Source organism: Plantactinospora veratri (assembly GCF_036421995.1).
Taxonomy (GTDB): domain Bacteria; phylum Actinomycetota; class Actinomycetes; order Mycobacteriales; family Micromonosporaceae; genus Plantactinospora; species Plantactinospora veratri.
Genome location: NZ_JAZGQL010000036.1, coordinates 86,137 through 104,505, shown reverse-complemented (window position 1 = coordinate 104,505; position 18,369 = coordinate 86,137). Strand labels below are relative to the sequence as shown.

General features: G+C 73.4%; 15 protein-coding genes. 3 read left to right on the top strand and 12 right to left on the bottom strand.

Features of this window, described 5'->3' with window-relative positions; translation table 11 throughout:
* Positions 1-66: 66 nt before the first annotated feature.
* Positions 67-1,713, top strand: a complete 1,647-nt coding sequence (pgm, locus tag V1634_RS32985) for a phosphoglucomutase (alpha-D-glucose-1,6-bisphosphate-dependent) (RefSeq protein ID WP_331211537.1) — start codon at positions 67-69, stop codon at positions 1,711-1,713.
* Positions 1,714-1,761: 48 nt separating this feature from the next.
* Here the strand turns inward: pgm and V1634_RS32980 are convergent, their stop codons facing one another.
* The 9 genes from V1634_RS32980 to V1634_RS32940 form a co-directional block, all read right to left on the bottom strand.
* Positions 1,762-2,223: a hypothetical protein gene (locus tag V1634_RS32980; RefSeq protein ID WP_331211536.1), complete on the bottom strand. Its 462-nt coding sequence runs from the start codon at positions 2,221-2,223 to the stop codon at positions 1,762-1,764.
* A 57-nt stretch (positions 2,224-2,280) separates the two neighbouring features.
* The gene (locus V1634_RS32975) at positions 2,281-3,657 is read right to left on the bottom strand and encodes a S8 family serine peptidase (RefSeq protein WP_331211535.1); all 1,377 of its coding nucleotides are present in this window, start codon (positions 3,655-3,657) and stop codon (positions 2,281-2,283) included.
* A complete protein-coding gene (locus V1634_RS32970; protein WP_331211534.1) occupies positions 3,654-5,114 on the bottom strand; it encodes an MCP four helix bundle domain-containing protein in 1,461 nt (486 codons plus the stop codon). Before V1634_RS32970 ends, V1634_RS32975 begins: the two co-directional genes overlap by 4 nt.
* Positions 5,107-5,586 (bottom strand): hypothetical protein, encoded by a 480-nt coding sequence (locus V1634_RS32965; RefSeq protein ID WP_331211533.1) that lies wholly within the window; start codon positions 5,584-5,586, stop codon positions 5,107-5,109. Before V1634_RS32965 ends, V1634_RS32970 begins: the two co-directional genes overlap by 8 nt.
* Before the next feature lie 186 nt (positions 5,587-5,772).
* Complete coding sequence (locus tag V1634_RS32960; protein ID WP_331211532.1) at positions 5,773-6,897, bottom strand: DegT/DnrJ/EryC1/StrS family aminotransferase; 1,125 nt, start codon at positions 6,895-6,897, stop codon at positions 5,773-5,775.
* A gap of 53 nt (positions 6,898-6,950) precedes the next feature.
* Positions 6,951-8,051 carry a Gfo/Idh/MocA family protein gene (locus tag V1634_RS32955; RefSeq protein WP_331211531.1) on the bottom strand — a complete coding sequence of 367 codons (1,101 nt, stop codon included), beginning with the start codon at positions 8,049-8,051 and terminating at the stop codon, positions 6,951-6,953.
* Between the two features lie 223 nt (positions 8,052-8,274).
* Complete coding sequence (locus V1634_RS32950) at positions 8,275-10,173, bottom strand: nucleoside-diphosphate sugar epimerase/dehydratase (protein WP_331211530.1); 1,899 nt, start codon at positions 10,171-10,173, stop codon at positions 8,275-8,277.
* A 91-nt stretch (positions 10,174-10,264) separates the two neighbouring features.
* Entirely contained in the window at positions 10,265-11,671 is a 1,407-nt protein-coding gene (locus tag V1634_RS32945) for a hypothetical protein (protein WP_331211529.1), read from the bottom strand.
* Complete coding sequence (locus V1634_RS32940) at positions 11,668-11,832, bottom strand: hypothetical protein (protein ID WP_331211528.1); 165 nt, start codon at positions 11,830-11,832, stop codon at positions 11,668-11,670. Before V1634_RS32940 ends, V1634_RS32945 begins: the two co-directional genes overlap by 4 nt.
* Positions 11,833-12,190: 358 nt before the next feature.
* On the opposite strand from V1634_RS32940, the gene V1634_RS32935 reads away from it, so the two are divergent.
* Both V1634_RS32935 and V1634_RS32930 read left to right on the top strand, forming a co-directional pair.
* Positions 12,191-13,609 carry a hypothetical protein gene (locus tag V1634_RS32935; protein ID WP_331211527.1) on the top strand — a complete coding sequence of 473 codons (1,419 nt, stop codon included), beginning with the start codon at positions 12,191-12,193 and terminating at the stop codon, positions 13,607-13,609.
* 35 nt (positions 13,610-13,644) lie between these two features.
* Positions 13,645-14,871 carry an MATE family efflux transporter gene (locus tag V1634_RS32930; protein ID WP_331211526.1) on the top strand — a complete coding sequence of 409 codons (1,227 nt, stop codon included), beginning with the start codon at positions 13,645-13,647 and terminating at the stop codon, positions 14,869-14,871.
* 88 nt (positions 14,872-14,959) lie between these two features.
* Here V1634_RS32930 and V1634_RS32925 read toward each other — a convergent pair whose 3' ends face one another.
* The 3 genes from V1634_RS32925 to gmd are packed head-to-tail and all read right to left on the bottom strand — an operon-like array spanning position 14,960 to position 18,347.
* Positions 14,960-16,099, bottom strand: coding sequence for a DegT/DnrJ/EryC1/StrS family aminotransferase (locus V1634_RS32925; protein WP_331211525.1), 1,140 nt, complete (start codon positions 16,097-16,099; stop codon positions 14,960-14,962).
* The gene (locus tag V1634_RS32920) at positions 16,096-17,307 is read right to left on the bottom strand and encodes a glycosyltransferase (protein ID WP_331211524.1); all 1,212 of its coding nucleotides are present in this window, start codon (positions 17,305-17,307) and stop codon (positions 16,096-16,098) included. The genes V1634_RS32925 and V1634_RS32920 overlap by 4 nt, the downstream gene beginning before the upstream one ends.
* Before the next feature lie 26 nt (positions 17,308-17,333).
* Complete coding sequence (gmd, locus tag V1634_RS32915; RefSeq protein ID WP_331211523.1) at positions 17,334-18,347, bottom strand: GDP-mannose 4,6-dehydratase; 1,014 nt, start codon at positions 18,345-18,347, stop codon at positions 17,334-17,336.
* Positions 18,348-18,369: the final 22 nt, after the last annotated feature.

Below are 18,369 nucleotides of genomic sequence, written 5' to 3'. Positions count from 1 at the left end.
CCGTCGGCCACCACCGGCGGAGCCGACGGGTTCCGCCCGACCACGCCCGTGCCAGAAGGAGGTCACATGTCGGTCCACGCCCGCGCCGGCCAGCCCGCCGAGCCCGAGGACCTGGTGGACGTGCCCCGGCTCGTCACCGCGTACTACGCCGAGCGGCCGGACCCGGCCGACCCGGCGCAGCAGGTCTCGTTCGGCACCTCGGGGCACCGTGGATCGAGCCTGCGGGCCGCCTTCAACGAGCAGCACATCCTGGCGATCACGCAGGCGACCTGCGAATACCGGCGCGACCAGGGCGTCGACGGGCCACTCTTCCTGGCCCGCGACACGCACGCGCTCTCCGAGCCGGCGATGGTCAGTGCGCTGGAGGTGCTGGCCGCCAACGAGGTGACGGTGCTGGTCGACAGCCGGGACGGCTACACCCCGACCCCGGCGCTGTCGCACGCCGTGCTCCGGCACAACGCCGGGCGTAGCGACGGGCTCGCCGACGGGATCGTGATCACCCCGTCGCACAACCCGCCGTCGGACGGCGGCTTCAAGTACAACCCCACGCACGGTGGGCCGGCCGACACCGACGCGACCAGGTGGATCCAGGACCGGGCGAACGCGCTGCTGGCCGACGGCCTGCGCGAGGTCAGGCGGATCCCGTACGCCCGGGCGCGCGCCGCCGACACCACCGGCCGGTACGACTTCCTCGCCGAGTACGTCGACGACCTGCCCTCGGCCCTCGACCTCGCCGCCGTACGGGCCGCCGGGGTGCGGATCGGCGCGGACCCGCTGGGCGGCGCGAGCGTGGCGTACTGGGGCGAGATCGCCGACCGGCACGGCCTGGAGCTGACCGTGGTGAACCCGCTGGTGGACCCGACCTGGCGGTTCATGACCCTGGACTGGGACGGCAAGATCCGGATGGACTGCTCGTCCCCGCACGCGATGGCCTCGCTGATCGCCCGGCGCGCCGACTACCAGGTCGCCACCGGCAACGACGCCGACGCGGACCGGCACGGCATCGTCACCCCGGACGGCGGGCTGATGAACCCGAACCACTACCTGGCGGTGGCGATCTCCTACCTGTTCGGCAACCGGCCGGACTGGTCCGCCGACGCGGCCGTCGGCAAGACCCTGGTCTCCTCCTCCATGATCGACCGGGTCGCCGCCGACCTCGGCCGGAAACTCCTGGAGGTCCCGGTCGGCTTCAAGTGGTTCGTACCGGGACTGCTGGACGGCTCGGTCGGGTTCGGCGGCGAGGAGAGCGCCGGGGCCTCGTTCCTGGCCCGCGACGGCCGGACCTGGACCACCGACAAGGACGGCATCCTGCTCTGCCTGCTGGCCGCCGAGATCATCGCGGTGACCGGGCGTACCCCGAGCGAGCACTACGCCGACCTGGTGAGCCGGTTCGGCGAGCCGGCGTACGCCCGGATCGACGCGCCCGCCGACCGGGCCCAGAAGGCGGTACTCGGGAAGCTCTCCCCGGAGCAGGTCACCGCCACCGAACTGGCCGGTGAGCCGATCACCGCGACCCTGACCGAGGCGCCGGGCAACGGTGCGGCGATCGGCGGGCTGAAGGTCAGCACCGAGTCCGGCTGGTTCGCCGCCCGCCCCTCCGGCACCGAGGACGTCTACAAGATCTACGCGGAGTCGTTCCGGGGACCGGAGCACCTCGGCCGGCTCCAGGAGGAGGCACAGGCCCTGATCACCGACGTGTTGAAACAGGGCTGACCGGACGGGTGGGTCGGCTCCGCGACGGGCACCCGGTTGCGGCGGCGGTCAGTCCCGGGCCGTCGACGCCGGAGGCTCGGGCCACCGGTCACCGGCGTCCAGCCGCTTGCGCAGCAGCGCCGCCAGCGGCATCGACTGGCCGTCCGGCCCGCCCTCGCCGACGACCAGCTTCGGCGGTTGCGGTTGCGGCGTCGCCCCGGTCAACCGGGCACGCAGGCTGGTCGGCACGGTCAGCAGGTAGAAGTTCCCGGCCGCGTCCACCGCGTGGATCCGGGCGAGGTCCAGATACCAGCCGGTGAGGTTGGTCCGGTATCGGGTCCGGCCGTCGTAGCCGAGCGCCGTCAGCCTGGTCCGGCGCAGCCCACGCTCACGGGCCGCCGCCGCGAACGCCTCGACGAGCAGCCGGGCCTCCTCGTGCTCCGCGTCCCGGCGGCGCTGGTCGGCCATCGCCCGAGCGGTGATCGCCTGCCGTCGCTGCTCCGCCCAGTCGCCGGGCCCGCCGTGCCGCATCCCCAGCACGCTACGCCCACCCCGGGCCCGGTGCCGGTCGAGCCCCGCCCCGGCCGGCTATCCGCCGGGCGGCGGTGCACCGGGACGCCTCGGCGGGTACGGCGGTCCGGGCGGGCCGTACCCCGGCGGGTAGCCACCCGGATGCTCGGGCGCGGCCGGCGGAGCCGACGGATACGGCCGGGCACCAGATGGTCCCGGATACCCCGGCACCGGGGCGGGACGGGCCGGCACCGGCTGCCCGGGTACGGGTGGCGGCCCGACGCCGCCCTGCCGGCGGCGCCGGCCCCGCAGCAGCAACCAGCCGAGTACGCCGGCACCGGCCAGCAGCACCAGCAGGCAGGAGCCGCCGATCGCGTACGCGGCGGGGCTGAGCTGGAGTTCGGTCGACCCGTCGCCGGGCGGGGGAGCGGCCACCGCCGGTGAGGTCGCGTCGACCGGGGGAGTCGGTCCGGTTTCCGGGCTCGGCTGCGCCCCGGCCGGCTCGACGTCGGCAGTCAGCGCCGCGACGAGGTCGAGTACGCCGTGCCCGTACTCCGGATCGCGGCCGCGGGAGCCCCGGTCGGTGGCGGTGGCGGTGAGCCGGTGCACCACCTCGGCCGCGGGCAGATCCGGGTACTTCGCCCGGATCAGGGCGGCCGCCCCGGCCACGATCGCCGTCGAGTCGCTCGTCCCGGTGCCCGACCGGTACGCCCCGGTCCGGCTGCTGGAGGCGATCTCCACCCCGGGCGCGACCAGCCCGATCGAGTTACCGGTGACGCTGACCGGGGCCAGCTTCCCGTCCCGCCCGGTGGCGCCGACGGCGAGCACTCCCGGGTAGGCCGCCGGATAACCGACGAACGCGTCGCTCGGCCGGTTCCCGGCCGCCGCGACCAGGACGATGTCGGCGGCCAACGCCTCCTGGACCGCCTGCTGCAGGCTCTCGCTGGCACCGCCGCTGAGGGAGAGCGACAGCACTCCAGGCTTGCGCCGGACCGCCTCCCGGATGGCCAGCGGGAGGTCGTCCCCGGCACCGGACTCGGTACGCATGGCGCGGACCGGCAGGATCTTGGCCTTCGGGGCTATTCCGAGGACCCCGTCGGCATTGCCGGACCCGTGTCCGTGCGCCGCGATCAGTCCCGCCATCGCGGTGCCGTGCCCGTCGGCGTCCTGCCGGCCGTCGGTCTGCGCACCGGTCACGTCGACACCGGGCAGGACGTTGCCGGTCAGGTCCCGGTGGTCGGCCCGTACCCCGGTGTCGAGCACCGCCACCACGACGCCGGCACCCTGGGTGACCCGGTGCGCCTCGGCGACGCCGAGCGCCCGTAGGTGCCACTGCCGGTCCCGGGTCGAGTCCGCCGACGCCGGCGGCGCGCCGAGCGGTACCGCGAGCAGACCGCAGACGGCTGCCGCGCACCAGCGCGGCAGCCGTGCGGGGAACCGGGTGCCTCCGCTCACCTGTCCTTCCCGAGGATTCCGCCACCGGGCTCGTGCCGGCCGACGTCCCGGTTCGGCTCGATTTCGGGCGCGACGCCCTGCTCGACCTCCCACGGGTTGTCGGGGTCCCACTGCCGCTGCTCCGACTCGTCGGCGTCCCGCCGGCCGCGTGCGCCGCCGGGCACGCCCGAGGCGCCGGAACCGGCGGCGCCGGTTCCCGTGCCGGGACGGCGGGTGCCCGCCCTGGCGCCGCCCGGCACCCCGCCGGGCCGGCCGCCCTGCGGCCCGATGACGCCGCCGACCGGATTCACCCCCCGGGGTACGCCGCCCGGGCGCGGCGCCCCGACGCCGCCCGGCACCCCGGTGGCGCCGCCGGGCCGGGCGCCGATCACGCCGCCGGGCGGCACCCCGGTCGGTGCCGAGCCGAACGGGCCGACCTTCCCCGTCCCGCCGGGACCGCCACGAGGGGCGTTGCCCAGTCCCGGCCCGACCCCCGGCGGCCCGCCGATGCCGGGCGGAACGCCGATGGTCGGCGGGACGACCGTCGGCACCGGAGCCGGCACACCGACCGGTGGCCCGGGCGGAACCGGGGTCACCGGCGGGGGTGGTCCGGTGGTCGGCGGGGCGACACCGGTCAGGGTCGGGCCGTCGTCCACCGGGTAGGTGGGTGGGGTGACCTGTTCCGGAGTCAGTTCGGTGTGGATGGTCGGTGGCGGCGTACCGTCGATGAAGCCGGGCCGGGTGTCCTCCCGCTCCGCCCGGCGGCGCGGCGGCGGGTGGACGATGGGCGGCTGGACGGTACCGTCCGAGTCGTCGTCGTCGAACTCCCGCCCGTCGTCGTTGATGATCACCGGAGGCTTGTACACCCCTGGTGGCCGGATCCGGCCGGCGCCGTCCCGTGCCGCGCCGTCCATCTCCGTCTGCACCGCGCGGGCCCGGGCGACCAGCGCCGCTTGCTGGGCATCGCTCACCGGCGGGTCGGTGAGCACCTTCATCGCGCCCTCGCCGAGGAAGTCGCCGGCCTTCTGACCCAGGGCGGTCAGGCCGAAGCGCGACGCGGCGGTCCCGCCCACCGTCCCGCCGACATCGCCGGCCAGTTCCACCTGGCGCTGGTAGTCGGCCAGCTTCCGCTGGTTTTCCAGGTATTCCCGGTAGATCGGCTCCAGCTTGGTCCGGGCCTGCTCGATGGCGTCCGCCACGTGCCCGATGTGCGTGGCGTTGGTCTGGGCCGCGGTCGACGTCTGCCGGCTCGCCTCGATCAGCCGGTCCAGTTCGACCATGTACGCCGCCGAGGCGGCGTTCTGTTCCGGCGGCCACAGTGCGGCGAGCTGGTTGCGGCAGTTCTGCAACCTGGCGGCGTGCCCGCCCAACATGCCCGACGTCCGCTCCCAGGCCGCCACCTGCTCCCGGCTCGGCTGCAACCTCTGCTGTGCCGCATCGACGAGCCGCCACAGGCGCGGGATGTACTCCTCAGCCATTGCCGTCGCCTCCCGTCCCGGTGACCGGTGCGGCCGGGTTCGCCCGGGACCCCGGCCCGGTCTGCGCGGTCGGCGGCAGGACCTCGTGCACGTCGCTGACCGTGGCGTGCGCGAACGCGTCGGAGCCGCGGTAGTTGGCCGCGATCCGCTCCGCGGCCTGCGCCACCGCCTGGGTCCCCTTGTCCAGGTTGACCAGTGCCTCCAGGCTCTTCTGGATGCACTCGTCGTAGCGGTCCTGGAGCCGCAGCCAGTCGTCGCCCTCGAGCTGGTCGCCGATGGTGGCGCCGTGCTGCATGGCGTCGTGCACCGGCGGAACCTGGGTGCGGTAGCCCTCCTTGAGCTCCTCACGCATCGCCGCCGCCACGCTCGCCAGACCGTCGATCTCCACATTGATCTGTCCGATGACCGCGGCGGCTGCCGCGCCGATCGCGGCGCCGGCCGCCCCGCCGACCGATGGACCAACCGGGCTCATCGCAACCCCTCCCCGTGGTTGGGTGACATCGTCGCGGCTCATTGTAGCCGAAGCACAACAGGGCGTTGTTGTCAAATCGGACGCCGACCGGAGGCCGAAGTGGACGGTGTGCGCTCCGGTGTGCGGCCCCCGACCGGTTCGGCGGACCGCCGGCCGGACCTCTCCGTCACATCCGCCCGAATTCCGTCACACCCGCTCGAAGTAGCCGCGTACCTCGGCGACGACCGTCTCCAGTTGCTCCTCGGTGAGTTCCGGGTAGATCGGCAGGGAGAGGCACTCCCGGGCCCACGCCTCGGTCACCGGCAGGTCGCCGGGGCCGTACCCGAGCGAGGCGTACGCCGGTTGCAGGTGCAACGGGATCGGATAGTGCACCCCGGCACCGATGCCGGCGTCGCGCAGGTGGGTCAGCAGACCGTCCCGGTGCCGGGTACGGAGTACGAAGAGGTGGTAGACGCCGCGCCGGTTCGGCGGCTCGACCGGCAGTACCAGGTCACCGATCCCGTCCAGCCGGGACCGGTACGCCGCCGCCAGTTCCCGCCGCCGCTGGTTGCCCTGGGCCAGGGTGCCGAGCTTGACCGCGAGTACGGCCGCCTGGATCGTGTCCAGCCGGGCCGCGTAGCCGACGGTGAGGTGCTCGTACTTGCTGGTGCGGCCGTGGTCGGCCAGCCGGCGGATCCGCTCGGCCAGCGCCGGGTCGGAGGTGGTGACCGCGCCCGCGTCGCCGAACGCGCCGAGGTTCTTGCCGGGATAGAACGAGAAGCAGCCGATCCGGCCGTACGCCCCGGCCCGGACGACCGAACCGTCGTCGTGGACGTACTCGGCGCCGTGCGCCTGGGCGGCGTCCTCGACCAGCGGCACCCCGGCTGCGGTGGTGAGCGCGCCGATCGCGGTCAGGTCGACCGGCAGTCCGTAGAGGTGCACCGGCAGTACCGCCCGGACCCGGTCGAGCACCGACTTCAACGCGTCCGGGTCCATCCCGCCGGTTTCGGCGTCCACCTCGACGAAGCGCGGCCGGGCGCCCAGCCAGCTCACCGGTTCGGCGGTGGCGACGAAGGTGTGCGCCGGCACCGCCACCTCGTCGCCGGGCCCGACCCCGAGCGCGGCCAGGCTCAGGTGGATCGCGGCGGTGCCGGAGGCGACCCCGACCGCGTGCGAGGTGCCGCAGAAGGCGGCGAAGGCCGACTCGAACTCGCCGACCTCGCGGCCGAGGATGAACCGGGTCTCCTCGACGACGTCGCGGATCGCCGCGTCGATCGCGGCCCGGTGCCGGTCGTACGCGGCGGCCAGGTCGACCAGGGGAATTCCGGGCATGTCAGGCTCCTTCGTGCTCGGTGGACCTCGCTCGACCCGTGCGGCGAAAGGTCTCAGTGCGCGGCGGTGGTCAGGTCGGGATGCGGGCCGTCCGGGTGCGGGCGCCCGCCGGGTGTCGCGGTGACGTCCGCCGGACCGGGGACCGGCGGCACCGGCACGGTCGCGCCGCCGGCCCGCAGCGAGGCGTCGGCGGCCTCCAGCACCGCCACCACCCGGGCGCCGTTCCAGCCGTCCGTCCGGGGGCGCGCCCCGGTGTGCACACAGTCGAGGAAGTGCCGCAACTCCAGGCTCAGCGGTTCGGCCGGGGAGAGCACGGGTACGTGCACCGCGTCGTCGCGCAGCCGGTAGCGCCGTACGCCGTCCCCGTCGGGCTCCAGCGGCTCGGCCCCCTTGTCGTGGACGGTGAGCCGGGCGTCGGTGTTCAGGTCGTCGTAGACCAGCATCCGCCGGGTGCCCACCACGGTGGTACGCCGGGTCTTCGCCGGGTCCAGCCAGCTCACGTGCATGTGCGCCACCACGTCGCCCGGGTAGCCGACGGTGACGAACGTGACGTCCTCGACGCCGTCGTGCAGGTAACGCCCGCCCTGGGCGGCGACCCAGCGCGGCTCCGCGTCGAGCAGGTAGTTGGCGATCGAGACGTCGTGCGGGCCGATCGACCAGAAGGTGTGCAGGTCGTTCTGGATCCGGCCGAGGTTGAGCCGCTGGGAGTGCAGGTAGAGGACGTCACCGATCTCGCCGGACCGGACGTAGTCGCGCATCCGCTCGACCGCCGGGACGTACTCGAAGGTGTGCCCGACCATCAGCACCAGGCCGTACCGGTCGGCGGTCTCGGCCAGCCCGACCGCGTCGGCGACCGACATCGCCAGCGGCTTCTCGACGAAGACGTGCTTGCCGGCCGCCAGCGCCCGGCGGGCCAGCGGCGCGTGGCTCGGCGCCGGGGTGGCGATCAGGACGGCCCGGACCTCGTCGTCGCCGAGTACCGCGTCGAGGTCGCCGGTGGCCCGTACCCGCGGGTAGCGCTCGGTGGCCGCCTGCCGCCGTTCGGGGCTGGCGTCCACCAGATAGCGCCACCGGTCACCGGCCAGCTTGTCGAGGTTCCGGGCGAGGTTGGCGCCCCAGTAGCCGAAGCCGATCAGGCCGAACTTCTCGGTCACGGTGGTGTCTCCAGGAGATCGGTGACTGTGGAAACCGTCGCCGAACGTCGCGCCGACCATTCTGTGACGCGAATTCCGTTCGGCGGGAATCACTCGCTTTCGACGATCGGGCAGAAGCGTCGACGGGCGGGTGACGGTAGCCGCCCGCTCCGGCGGCAATTTTCCGAAATCCTGCTACGGGCTGCGGCGACCCGCCAGCGGCATGTCCAATTCCCGACCGGCCTCACGTCGACCGGGACGAGGAGGGATGAGCGTTTCGGGTATTCGGCACCAGTGCCACGGGTGGGATGGGACCCTCCGGTTGGGCGCAGAGCCAGGCGAGGCGTTCGATCACCTTCTCCGGCTCGTCGAAGGGGTCCAGTCCGGTCACCTCGGTCGGGTTCAGCGGCGGGACGCAGACGTGCGAGACCAGTGGGTGCAGCGGTCGTACGTCGACCTCGCCGTCACCGAGCAGGTCCTCGTGCAGCTTCTCGCCGGGCCGCAGACCGGTGTAGACGATCCGCGGCTGGCCGGGTGCGTGCGCGGCGAGTTGCCTGGCCAGGTCGTCGATGCGTACCGGGGCGCCCATGTCGAGCACCAGCGCCTCGCCGTCCCGCCCGATCGCCGCCGCCTGGAGCACGAGTTGCACGGCCTCGTGCACGCTCATCAGGTAACGGGTGACGTCGGGGTGCGTGACGGTGATGGGCAGGCCGGCGTCGATCTGGGCCCGGAACGCGGTCACCACGGATCCCCGACTGCTCAGCACGTTGCCGAACCGTACGCTGAGGAATGTGCCGGGACTGGTCGCGGCGGCGTACGCGGTCAGCCGTTCGGTGATCCGCTTGGAATAGCCGAGTACGCTGATCGGGTTCGCCGCCTTGTCGGTTGATATGTTCACGAATCTGGCCACGCCCCGAGCGGCGTTCAGGACCGACAACGTGCCCCAGATATTCGTCTTGATCGCCTCTCCGGGGTGCCGCTGCAAAAGCGTGAGGTGTTTGAGCGCAGCGGCGTGGAAAATGATGTCCGGGCGCCGTTCGCGAACGATCCGCGCGATTCCCTCGCTGTCCCGCAGGTCGGCCAGGATCAGCTCCGGGCCGTCCAGCAGTGCCCGGCCGGTGACCGACAGTTGGAGGCTGTGCAGCGCCGACTCGTCCCGGTCGAGCATCATCAGTTCGGCCGGGTCGGCCCGGAGGATCTGCCGGCACAGTTCGGCGCCGATCGAGCCGCCGGCGCCGGTCACCAGTACCCGCTGACCGGTCAGCGTCGAGTCGGCGGTGACCAGGGCGGCGGCCACCTGCCGGCGGCCCAGCAGGTCGTCGATCTCCACGTCGCGTACGTCGGCGACGCCGATCCGGTGGTCGACCAGTTCGGAGACCGGCGGCAGCACCTTGAAGTCGGCGCCGGCCTGTAGCGTGGCGTCCCGGATCTCCCGGATCAGGTCGGCGTCCGCGTTCGCCACCGAGAAGATCAGCGTGGTGGCGCCGGTCTGCGCGACCGCCTCCCGGATCTCCCGGCGACCGCCCAGCATCCGGACACCGTCGATGCGCAGATTCCGCTTGTCGAGGTCGTCGTCGAGCAGCCCGACCGGCAGGTATCTGCCCTGTGGATCGGTGACCAGGGCGTGCAGCAGGCCCTGACCGGCCGAGCCGAGGCCGAACAGCAGCACCGGGGTGGCCGACCGGGTGTCCGGGCGCAGCCAGCGGTCCCGGCGGTGCCGGTACGCCACCCGGGCGCAGACCATCAGCAGCAGAGCCACCGCCGAGCCGACCAGCGGGGTGCTGGCCGGGACCGGCCGGTCGGGCTGGGCGATGTCGGCCAGGAACACCAGGATCGCGGTGCCGGCCACCGCGACCGAGAGGGCGCGCAGGTCCGGCAGGCTGCCGAGCGGATGCCGGCCCAGATAGCGGCGGCCGACCGAGGCGATGGTGGCGTGCAGCGCGGCGGCGAGCATGCCGACGGCGAGCGCCCGGACGAGCTGGCTGGTGGTCAGGGCGAACTCGTACCTCGTCCAGGCGCCCGAGCCGAAGCCGATCGTCCAGGCCGCGGCGTCGGTGACCAGGAGTGCGGCCCGGTCGAATCCGGGCCGCCGGCGCCGGGCGGTCGGCGGGCTTCCGGTCGTGGCGGCGGCGCTGGGCGGCATGGAGCCTCCTGGTGTACTGGTGTGAGCGGTATTCGGGCAGCTCAGCGAGGAACTCCCGGCAGGTAAACCACACTTAGTCCCTTGGTGAGGACTAAGGGGCCACTTTCACGTTTTTTGTCTCCTTGAGCCCCTTCAGCCGCGATGTCCCGACCGGATCGGTCCGGAACCGGGCGGCGGCGTAGCCGCGGCGCAGCGCGGCGGCGACCCAGAGCAGGAGCACGAAGAGGAGCACGCCACGCATCGTCACGAACAGCGCCTGCGGGCCGGCCGAGTAGAGCAGCGCACACTGCGTCAACCCCACCCCGAGCAGGAACCGGGCGGTGGTCGCCCGACGGAGGACGAGCCGCTCGGCGAAACCCATCGCAGCGCCGAAGAGCAGCGCCAGCACCGGCAGGCCGAGCGGTCCGAAGTAGCCGAGCATCGTGCCGAAGATCCCCGGGAGCCAGTCGACCCGCTGGTCCAGCCCGAACCTGCGGTCGAGGAAGGACTCCTCGCTGCGACTCTCGACCGTACTGGAGAGTTTCTCCGGATTCAGAAAGCTCGGTACGACGATCAGGAGGTTGTTCCGCGTCGTCGCCAGCCCGACCGGTGGGGTGTGCCGGGACAGGCTCTCCAGCACCAGCGTGCCGAACGTGTTGGTGTCGAAGCGGTAGACGAAGTCGTTCAGGACCGCCTCCCGGCTCTCCGCGCTGGGCAGCGCGGCGACGCCGTTGACGAGCCCGTCGATCCGCCGCTCGGCGCCGATCCCCTGGGTGAAGGTCTCCCGCCCGGCGACGGAGCGGGTCGACGAGATCAGCACGGTGAAGAAGGCCACCACGACCACCACCCAGGCGACCTGCTTGCGCGACAGGCGTACCCCGCAGAGCCGCGCACCGAAGAGCGAGAGCAGGCAGGCTGTCACGATCATCGAACGGCTGCCGGCCATCGAGAGCAGCGCGCCCTGGACGACGAAGAGCGGGAGCATCCAGCGGGTGCCGTACCGGACCAGGACGATCGCGCCGATCACCGCCAGGAGCGGGACCAGGAACTGACCGGCCAGCCCGACCAGCGCGTAGTTCTCCCGGGACGCGGTCTGCCCGGGCGCCACCGGTTGCAGCGCTCCCCGGCCCTGGAAGGTCGCGAGCAGCAGGGGAGCGGCGAGCAGCAGCAGCCAGCCGAGCCGGAGGCGGGAGATGCGCGCGGCGCTCTCCCCGCCGGCCGTCCCCGCGTCCCGTCGGCCGACCCGCAGCACCAGGACGTAGGCGACGGCGTAGCTCAGGATCGCGACCGAGACCAGCCGGATCCAGTTGTCCAGCGCGGCCTGCGAGACGTAGTCCCGGAAGTACCCGTTCCGGCCGGGCCAGATCCACTGCATGATCTCGGTGATGCCGTGGCCGAGGATCGCCATCAGCAGCATCAGGGCGGCCGGGCGCCGCAGCCAGTCGCCCCGGATCGTCACGTGCACGAGGACGGCCGCGAGGAACTGCAACACCAGGCCGGTCAGTACGGAGACGGTCACGGCCGGCCCTCAGCCGGTGCCGGACCGCCCACCCGAGGACCGGGTGGCCGGAGCAGTCGGGTGAGCGCGTTCGGGATGTCCGGCGTCGCCGGAGGGGCGGGTCCGGTCCCGGCCCGCGACGGACCGGACATGGTGGCGGTGAGCAGTCCTGCCTCGCGCATCGTGGGAAGTCACCTTCGAGTCTCTGCTGCCCGGGCGCCGTGCCGTGGGTCGGTGTGCGGGGTCGGCCCAGGGGAGGCCAGAGCGGGGGTGACGGGGCGGCGGGCCCGACCACCGTCCCGGCGACGGTAATACGCTCTTGCCCAAAAGAATCCCTATTCGTACTGAACGGTGCGGCCGGATCGAGGTGACGGGGAAGCCGCAGATCAGCCGTGACGGTTCGCCGGCGACCTCGTTGACCCTGGTGGCCCACGGGTTGTCGACCCCTGCCGGTCGACTGGGACAGGGAGGGGACCCGGACCGTTGACGGATGGCCACAGGCGCCCGGACCTGCCACCGGAAGGCCGGGGTCGCCGGTAGATGGAGATCACCACCTCCCCGCACCGGGGTGACCCGCACGCCCCGTCCCGGCGGCCCGGCCGGCAGCGCCGACCCGCCCCGGCCGCACCTGCCGGTTCCGGTGACGGCGACCCTCGGCCGGTACGGCCGGCGCCGGTCCGTACCCCGCCGGTCCGTACCCAGCCGGTCCGTACCCCGCTGGTCCGGCTGCTCCAGCGCCATCCGGTCAGCGTGCTGCTGCTGGCGCCGTACCTGATCCTGGTCCTGCCGATGGCGGTGCTGAACCGCAATCCCGACCTCGGGTTCGTACTCAGGCTGCTCGGCCTGGCCCTGGCGGCCTCGATACTCGTCGAGACGGTACTGGCGCCGCTGGGTGCGCCCAGGCGCCGCCGAACCGCCCACGGCACCGGCCCGCAGACCTTCGCCGAGGCCAACTCCGGATACCCGCGGCTCTTCCTCGTCGCCCGCGCGGTGGCCGTGGTGAGCATCGTCGCGGAACTCGTCGGTGGGTACGCCGGCCGCGGCAGCGTCTTCGCCCAGGTCGCCGGGGCGCAGGCGGCCTCCCCGCTGGTGAACGTGGTGGCCCTGGTCTCCGGCTGGAAGTACCTCGCCTTCGCGCTCCTGATCGCCAGCGTCCACGGCGGCCACGCCCGGTTGGCCAGCCTCTACCGCTGGACCGTCGCGCTGGTCGGCGTGCAGGTGCTGCTGGTGTTCCTGACCGCCATCTCCGTCACCCTCGTCGGCTACCTCACCTTCGTGGCGGCGGCCGGCGCGATCTGCGGGGTGATCCGGGCCCGCTACGTGCTGGTCGCCGCCGTGCTGCTCTTCCTGGCCTGGCCGACCGTCTTCACGGTGCGCAACACGATCCGCGAGGAGAACGGCGTCAAGGTCTCCAGCGAGGTGACCGCCGCCGACCGGCTCCGGTTCGACCAGCAGATCGGCCGGGCCAGTGCCTACGACGTACCGGTGGACGTCGGCCAGCCGGGCCCGGCGGGCTATCTCCGGTACGGCCTCGTGCCCCGGATCCTCGACCCGGACCGGCCGCCACTGGCCACCGGGGCGGCAATCAACCGGTTCCTCGGCGGCAGCGACAGGTCCTCGTTCAACTTCCTCACCCTGGGGACCGTCCACTTCGTCGACGGCCCGGCCGGAGTGGTGGTCTACTACGGCGGCTGGGCGCTGGTCACCGGGCTGCTGCTCCGGCTGCGCGGGGCGCCCGGACCGCTGCGGCTGAGCCTGTTCTGTTTCGTGGTGGCCGGACCGCTGCTCTGGTCGAACGGCCATCCGGAGTCGACGATCGCGGCGACCCAGAACACCGTGGCCGCCGTACCGGTCTTCCTGGTGCTGCTGCTGACCCGGAGTACCCCGGCGGACCGGCCGGCCCCGGCACGCCCCTCCGGCCGGGTGCCGGTGCCCCGGGCCGGCCGACCGGCCCGGTGACGGTCGGGCCCGGTTGGCGGGCGAGCCTCCGGAGAGTGCGCGACCGGATCCCCTCCGGCGGACGGGCCCCGATCGCGGTCCTCGTCACCGCGACGTCCAGCCTCGGCAACATGCTGCTCGCGATCACCGTGGCCCACGGCGGCTCGCTGGGCGAACTGGGCCGGTACGCGCTGGCCTTCTCGCTGTACGTCCTCGCCTCCGGCCTGGCCCGGGCCATGGTCACCGAGTCGGTGCTGGCCGAGGCGGACCGGCGGGATCCGGCGCCGTTCCGCCGTTCCGCCCGGCGGGTCTGCCTGCTCGGCGGCACGGCCGGAGTCCTCTTCGGCACGGTCGGAGTACTGGCCGGAAACCGCTACCTGGTCGTCGTCGGCCTGGCGCTGCCCGGACTGGTGCTCTACGACTACCTCAAGGCGTACGGGCTCGGCGTGGCCGATCCCCGGCGGATCCTCCGGTACGAGCTGCTCTGGACGTTGGCCAGCGGCGCCGGTGCCGGGCTCGCCCTGGCGGGCCGGCTCAGCGCCTCGACCGCCTTCGTGGTGTGGGCCGGCTCGGGGGCGTTGGTCGGCTACCTCGGCGCGGTCCGGCGGCGCTGCGCGCTGCTGCCCGGCTGGCCGGTCGGACGCGCCGAGACCCGGACCGCGCTCGCGTTCGGCCTGCACTTCCTGGTCGGCTCGGGGACGGCGCAACTCGCCACCGCCACCCTGGCGGCGGTGGCCGGAACGGCCGTGGTCGGCGCGCTGGGCGGGGCGCGGACCGCGCTCGGACCGATCACCCTGCTGATCGGCGGCAGTTCCGCGCTGCTGATCCCGTACCTCGCCCGGAGCGGGGCCGCCGAGCCAGCGATCCGGCTGCGCGCGGCGGCCCGGGTCACCGCCGGCATCGTCGCGCTGGTCGGGCCGCTCGCGCTGGCCCTGCCCGCCCTGCCGGATCTCGTCGGCCGGGCGCTGCTCGGCGCGAACTGGGAGTTCGCCCGCCCGCTGCTGCCGGCGCTCGCCGTCGAGAGCGTCTTCATGGTGGCCGCCATGGTGGCCGCCGCCGGACACCGGATCGAGCGGGCCGGCGCCCGGACCCTGGTCCTGGGGGCGGCGCTCGCCCCGATCCGGGTCGGCGCGATCGTCGGGGCCGGGCACCTGTTCGGGGCGGCCGGGGCGGCCTGGGCGATGGCCGGGGTCGCGTGTTGCGGCGCCGTCGGCTGGTGGTGGAGCTACCGCTCGCTGCTGCGGTTCCGGCGCCGGGTGGAACCGGTGCTCGAACCCGTCTGATCCGCGAGCCGGGCCGGACCGTCGTTTCCGACAGGTCCGGTGGTCAGGCCGGGCCGGCGGTGGCCCGGTCCGGGCCGGCCGGCGGTGGTCAGGCCGGTCCGGCGGCGGAGAGCCGGGCGAGCGCGGTGCGTACCCGGTCGGCGATGTCCAGCACCTCCGGATCGGTGAGGTCGGCATAGGTCGGCAGGTTGATGCCCCGCCGGCTCAGGTCGGCGGTGACCGGGAAGTCGCCGCCGGACGCCGACCGGTACGGCGGCAGGTCCGGGATCGGCACGAAGAACGGCCGGGTCTCGACGCCGAGCCGGTCCAGTTCCGCCGCCAGCCGGTCCCGCAGTTGCCTGTCGCCGGCCGGGCCGACCAGGAAGGACGCCATCCACGGGGCACGCTCGACCCCGACCGCCACCGGCTGCGGCGTCAGCGCGCCCAGGTCCGCGAAGGCCTTCTCGTACGTCGCCACGATCTGCTGGCGGCGCTGCACCATCGCCGTACCGCGCTCCAACTGGGCGCAGAGCAGCGCGGCGGCCAGGTTGGTGAGACGGTAGTTGAAGCCGACCACCGGGAAGTAGTAGCGCCGCTGCGGATCCATCCCCTGGTTGCGCAGCAGCCGCATCCGCTCGGCCAGTGCCGGGTCGAAGGTGGTGACGCAGCCGCCCTCGCCACTGGTCAGGATCTTGTTGCCGAAGAAGGAGAAGGTGGTGACGTCGGCCAGCGCACCGGCACCGGTACCGCCGAGCCGGGCGCCGAAGGACTCGGCCGCGTCGCCGACCAGCAGGATGCCGTGCGCGGCACAGACCTCTCGGAGCCTCGGGTAGTCGGCCGGATGGCCGTACAGGTCGACCGCCAGGACCGCCTTGGTCCGTTCGGTGATCGCGGCCTCGACCCGGTCGACGTCGACGCACCAGGTGGCCGGGTCGACGTCGGCGAAGACCGGCCGGGCGCCGCAGTAGCCGACCGCGTTGGCGGTGGCCACGTAGGTCAGGGCCGGCACCACCACCTCGTCGCCCGGGCCGATCCCGGCGGCGGCGAGTACCAGGTGCAGGGCCACCGTGCCGTTGCCGGTCGCCACCGCGGTCGGGGTGCCGCAGCGGGCCGCGAACTCCGCCTCGAAGCGGCGCAGGTACGGCCCCTGCGAGGAGACCCAGCCGCTGCGCAGGGCGTCCAGGACGTACGCCTCCTCCAGTTCGGTCAGGGACGGGCGGGCGACCGGATAGCGCAGGGCGGGGTTCATGACGGGCTGCCTCCGACGGCGTCTGGGGTCAGGAACGGTGACTGCGGTACCGGGCCGGAACGGCCGCCGGCCACCCACTCGAGTACCGCGACGTAGTCTCGGGCGGTATCCGTCCAGGTACGCGCCCTCAGCCGGTCGGCGGCGCGCCGCGAGGCCGCCGCGTACCGGGGGCGGTCGGCGAGCAGCCGGCGGATCGCCGCCGCGATGGATTCCGGGTCGTGCGGGTCGAAGAAGCAGACCTCGGCCCCGGCGAACTCGACCTGCGCGCGCAGCGGCTCCACGTCGGCACAGGCCACCGGGAGACCCCAACTGAACGCCTCGAAGATCGCCCCGCTGGCCGCCTCCCAGAGCGACGGTACGACCACCGCGCTGGCCCGGGCGTAGAGCCGCTCCAGCGCCGGCACCGGCACGAACCCCGGAAAGACGACCCGGGTACGCAGGTCGGCCGCGGCCGCCCGGGCGGTGAGCTGCCCGGCCTGCGGCTCGACCAGCGGCCCGGGGCAGACGAGCCGGAACTCCGGCAGCCGGGCGAGCGCCTCCAGCAGGTTCAGGTGGTTCTTGTGCGCCGCGGTCGAGGAGGGATAGAGCAGCAACCCGGGATCGGGCTCCGTCGACGCCCCGGCCGGACGGGCGTGGAAGACCGGCAACGGGATCAGCGCCGTCTTCGCCGCGGCCTCCGGAAACGTCCTCAGGAGCTGCCGGTACGGGTGCGGCCAGGAGGCGACCAGGGCGTCGGCCTCGGCGATGTTCCGGGCGAAGATCTCGGTGATCGGCGCGGAGTCGTAGCGCAGGTGGAACCGGCGCATGTCGTGCACCACCACGACCGAGCGGCGGGCCCGGGCCGGCACGCCACCGAACGGATAGAGGGTGACCCGGTCGTCGCCGGCCGGCACCGGGTTGGCCCGGCTGCGCAGCAGGGTGACCAGGCGGTGCGCCAGCGGTGCCGACCGGAGTTGCCGGGGCAGCACCCGGCGCAGTCCGCCGCCGAGCGGGGCGTCGGCCCGGAGCGGCTGCCGGACCTCGGTCCAGCGCACCGGGGCGTCGTCCGGTAGCTCGCGTCGCCAGCTCCGCCGGGTACCCCGGACGATCGTCACCTCGATCCGGTGCGCCTGCTCCGCGGTGAGTCCACGGAGCAGGCCGTAGGTGAACGCCTCCACCCCGGCCGAGTGTCCGGGCAGGATGGCGGTGCCGTCGATTCTGATCTCCACCTGGTCGTCCCCCTCCCGGCCGCCGGTTACCGGTCCACCCGGACCAGCCGGCCGGTCCGCTCGTCCTCCAGCAGCTGCCGGTCGGCGTCGACCATGATCCGGACCAGGTCGCCGAAGAGCGTCTTCGGTGCCCAGCCGAGCTGCCGGCGGGCCTTCGCGGCATCGCCGATCAGCGCGTCCACCTCGGACGGCCGGTAGTACGCCGGGTCGATCGCCACGTACCTCTCCCAGTCCAGGCCGGCGTAGCCGAACGCGGCGGTCAGGAACTCCCGTACGGTGTGCCCGGTGCCGGTAGCCACCACGTAGTCGTCGGGTTCGTCCTGCTGGAGCGCGAGCCACATCGCCTCGACGTACTCGGGGGCGTATCCCCAGTCCCGTACCGCCTCGAGGTTGCCGAGGTAGAGCTTCTCCTGCATGCCCGCCTCGATCCGGGCGATCGCCCGAGTGATCTTGCGGGTGACGAAGTTCTCGCCGCGCCGGGGACTCTCGTGGTTGAACAGGATGCCGTTGACCGCGTACATGTCCCAGGCCTCGCGGTAGTTCACCGCCGCCCAGTAGCCGAAGACCTTGGCGCAGGCGTACGGGCTGCGCGGGTGGAACGGGGTGCTCTCCCGCTGCGGCGGCGGGGTGGCGCCGAACATCTCCGACGAGGACGCCTGGTAGTACCGGCAGTCGAGTTTGGCGGTCCGGATCGCGTCGAGCATCCGGATCGCGCCCAGCCCGGTGATGTCGGCGGTGTAGTTGGGGATCTCGAACGAGACCCGGACGTGGCTCTGCGCACCGAGGTTGTAGACCTCGTCCGGGCGGATGTCCCGGAGCAGCCCGGTCAGCGCCGCCGGGTCGGCCAGGTCGCCGTAGTGCAGGAAGAGGTGCGCCTCCGGGTCGCGGGGGTGCAGGTCGATCCGGTCGATCCGCTCGGTGTTGAAGCTCGACGAGCGGCGTTTCAGCCCGTGTACGACATAGCCCTTGCCGAGCAGGAGTTCGGCGAGGTAACTCCCGTCCTGCCCGGTGATCCCGGTGATCAGCGCGACTTTCGGCATCCTCTGCCCTCTCGGAGTTGCG

What these genes read in the sequence shown, in the direction of transcription:
- pgm (WP_331211537.1), top strand. Translation starts at nt 67, where the DNA reads ATGTCGGTCCACGCCCGCGCCGGCCAGCCCGCCGAGCCCGAGGACCTG.
- V1634_RS32980 (WP_331211536.1), bottom strand. Translation starts at nt 2,223, where the DNA reads ATGCGGCACGGCGGGCCCGGCGACTGGGCGGAGCAGCGACGGCAGGCG.
- V1634_RS32970 (WP_331211534.1), bottom strand. Translation starts at nt 5,114, where the DNA reads ATGGCTGAGGAGTACATCCCGCGCCTGTGGCGGCTCGTCGATGCGGCA.
- V1634_RS32965 (WP_331211533.1), bottom strand. Translation starts at nt 5,586, where the DNA reads ATGAGCCCGGTTGGTCCATCGGTCGGCGGGGCGGCCGGCGCCGCGATC.
- V1634_RS32960 (WP_331211532.1), bottom strand. Translation starts at nt 6,897, where the DNA reads ATGCCCGGAATTCCCCTGGTCGACCTGGCCGCCGCGTACGACCGGCAC.
- V1634_RS32950 (WP_331211530.1), bottom strand. Translation starts at nt 10,173, where the DNA reads ATGCCGCCCAGCGCCGCCGCCACGACCGGAAGCCCGCCGACCGCCCGG.
- V1634_RS32940 (WP_331211528.1), bottom strand. Translation starts at nt 11,832, where the DNA reads ATGCGCGAGGCAGGACTGCTCACCGCCACCATGTCCGGTCCGTCGCGG.
- V1634_RS32935 (WP_331211527.1), top strand. Translation starts at nt 12,191, where the DNA reads ATGGAGATCACCACCTCCCCGCACCGGGGTGACCCGCACGCCCCGTCC.
- V1634_RS32925 (WP_331211525.1), bottom strand. Translation starts at nt 16,099, where the DNA reads ATGAACCCCGCCCTGCGCTATCCGGTCGCCCGCCCGTCCCTGACCGAA.
- gmd (WP_331211523.1), bottom strand. Translation starts at nt 18,347, where the DNA reads ATGCCGAAAGTCGCGCTGATCACCGGGATCACCGGGCAGGACGGGAGT.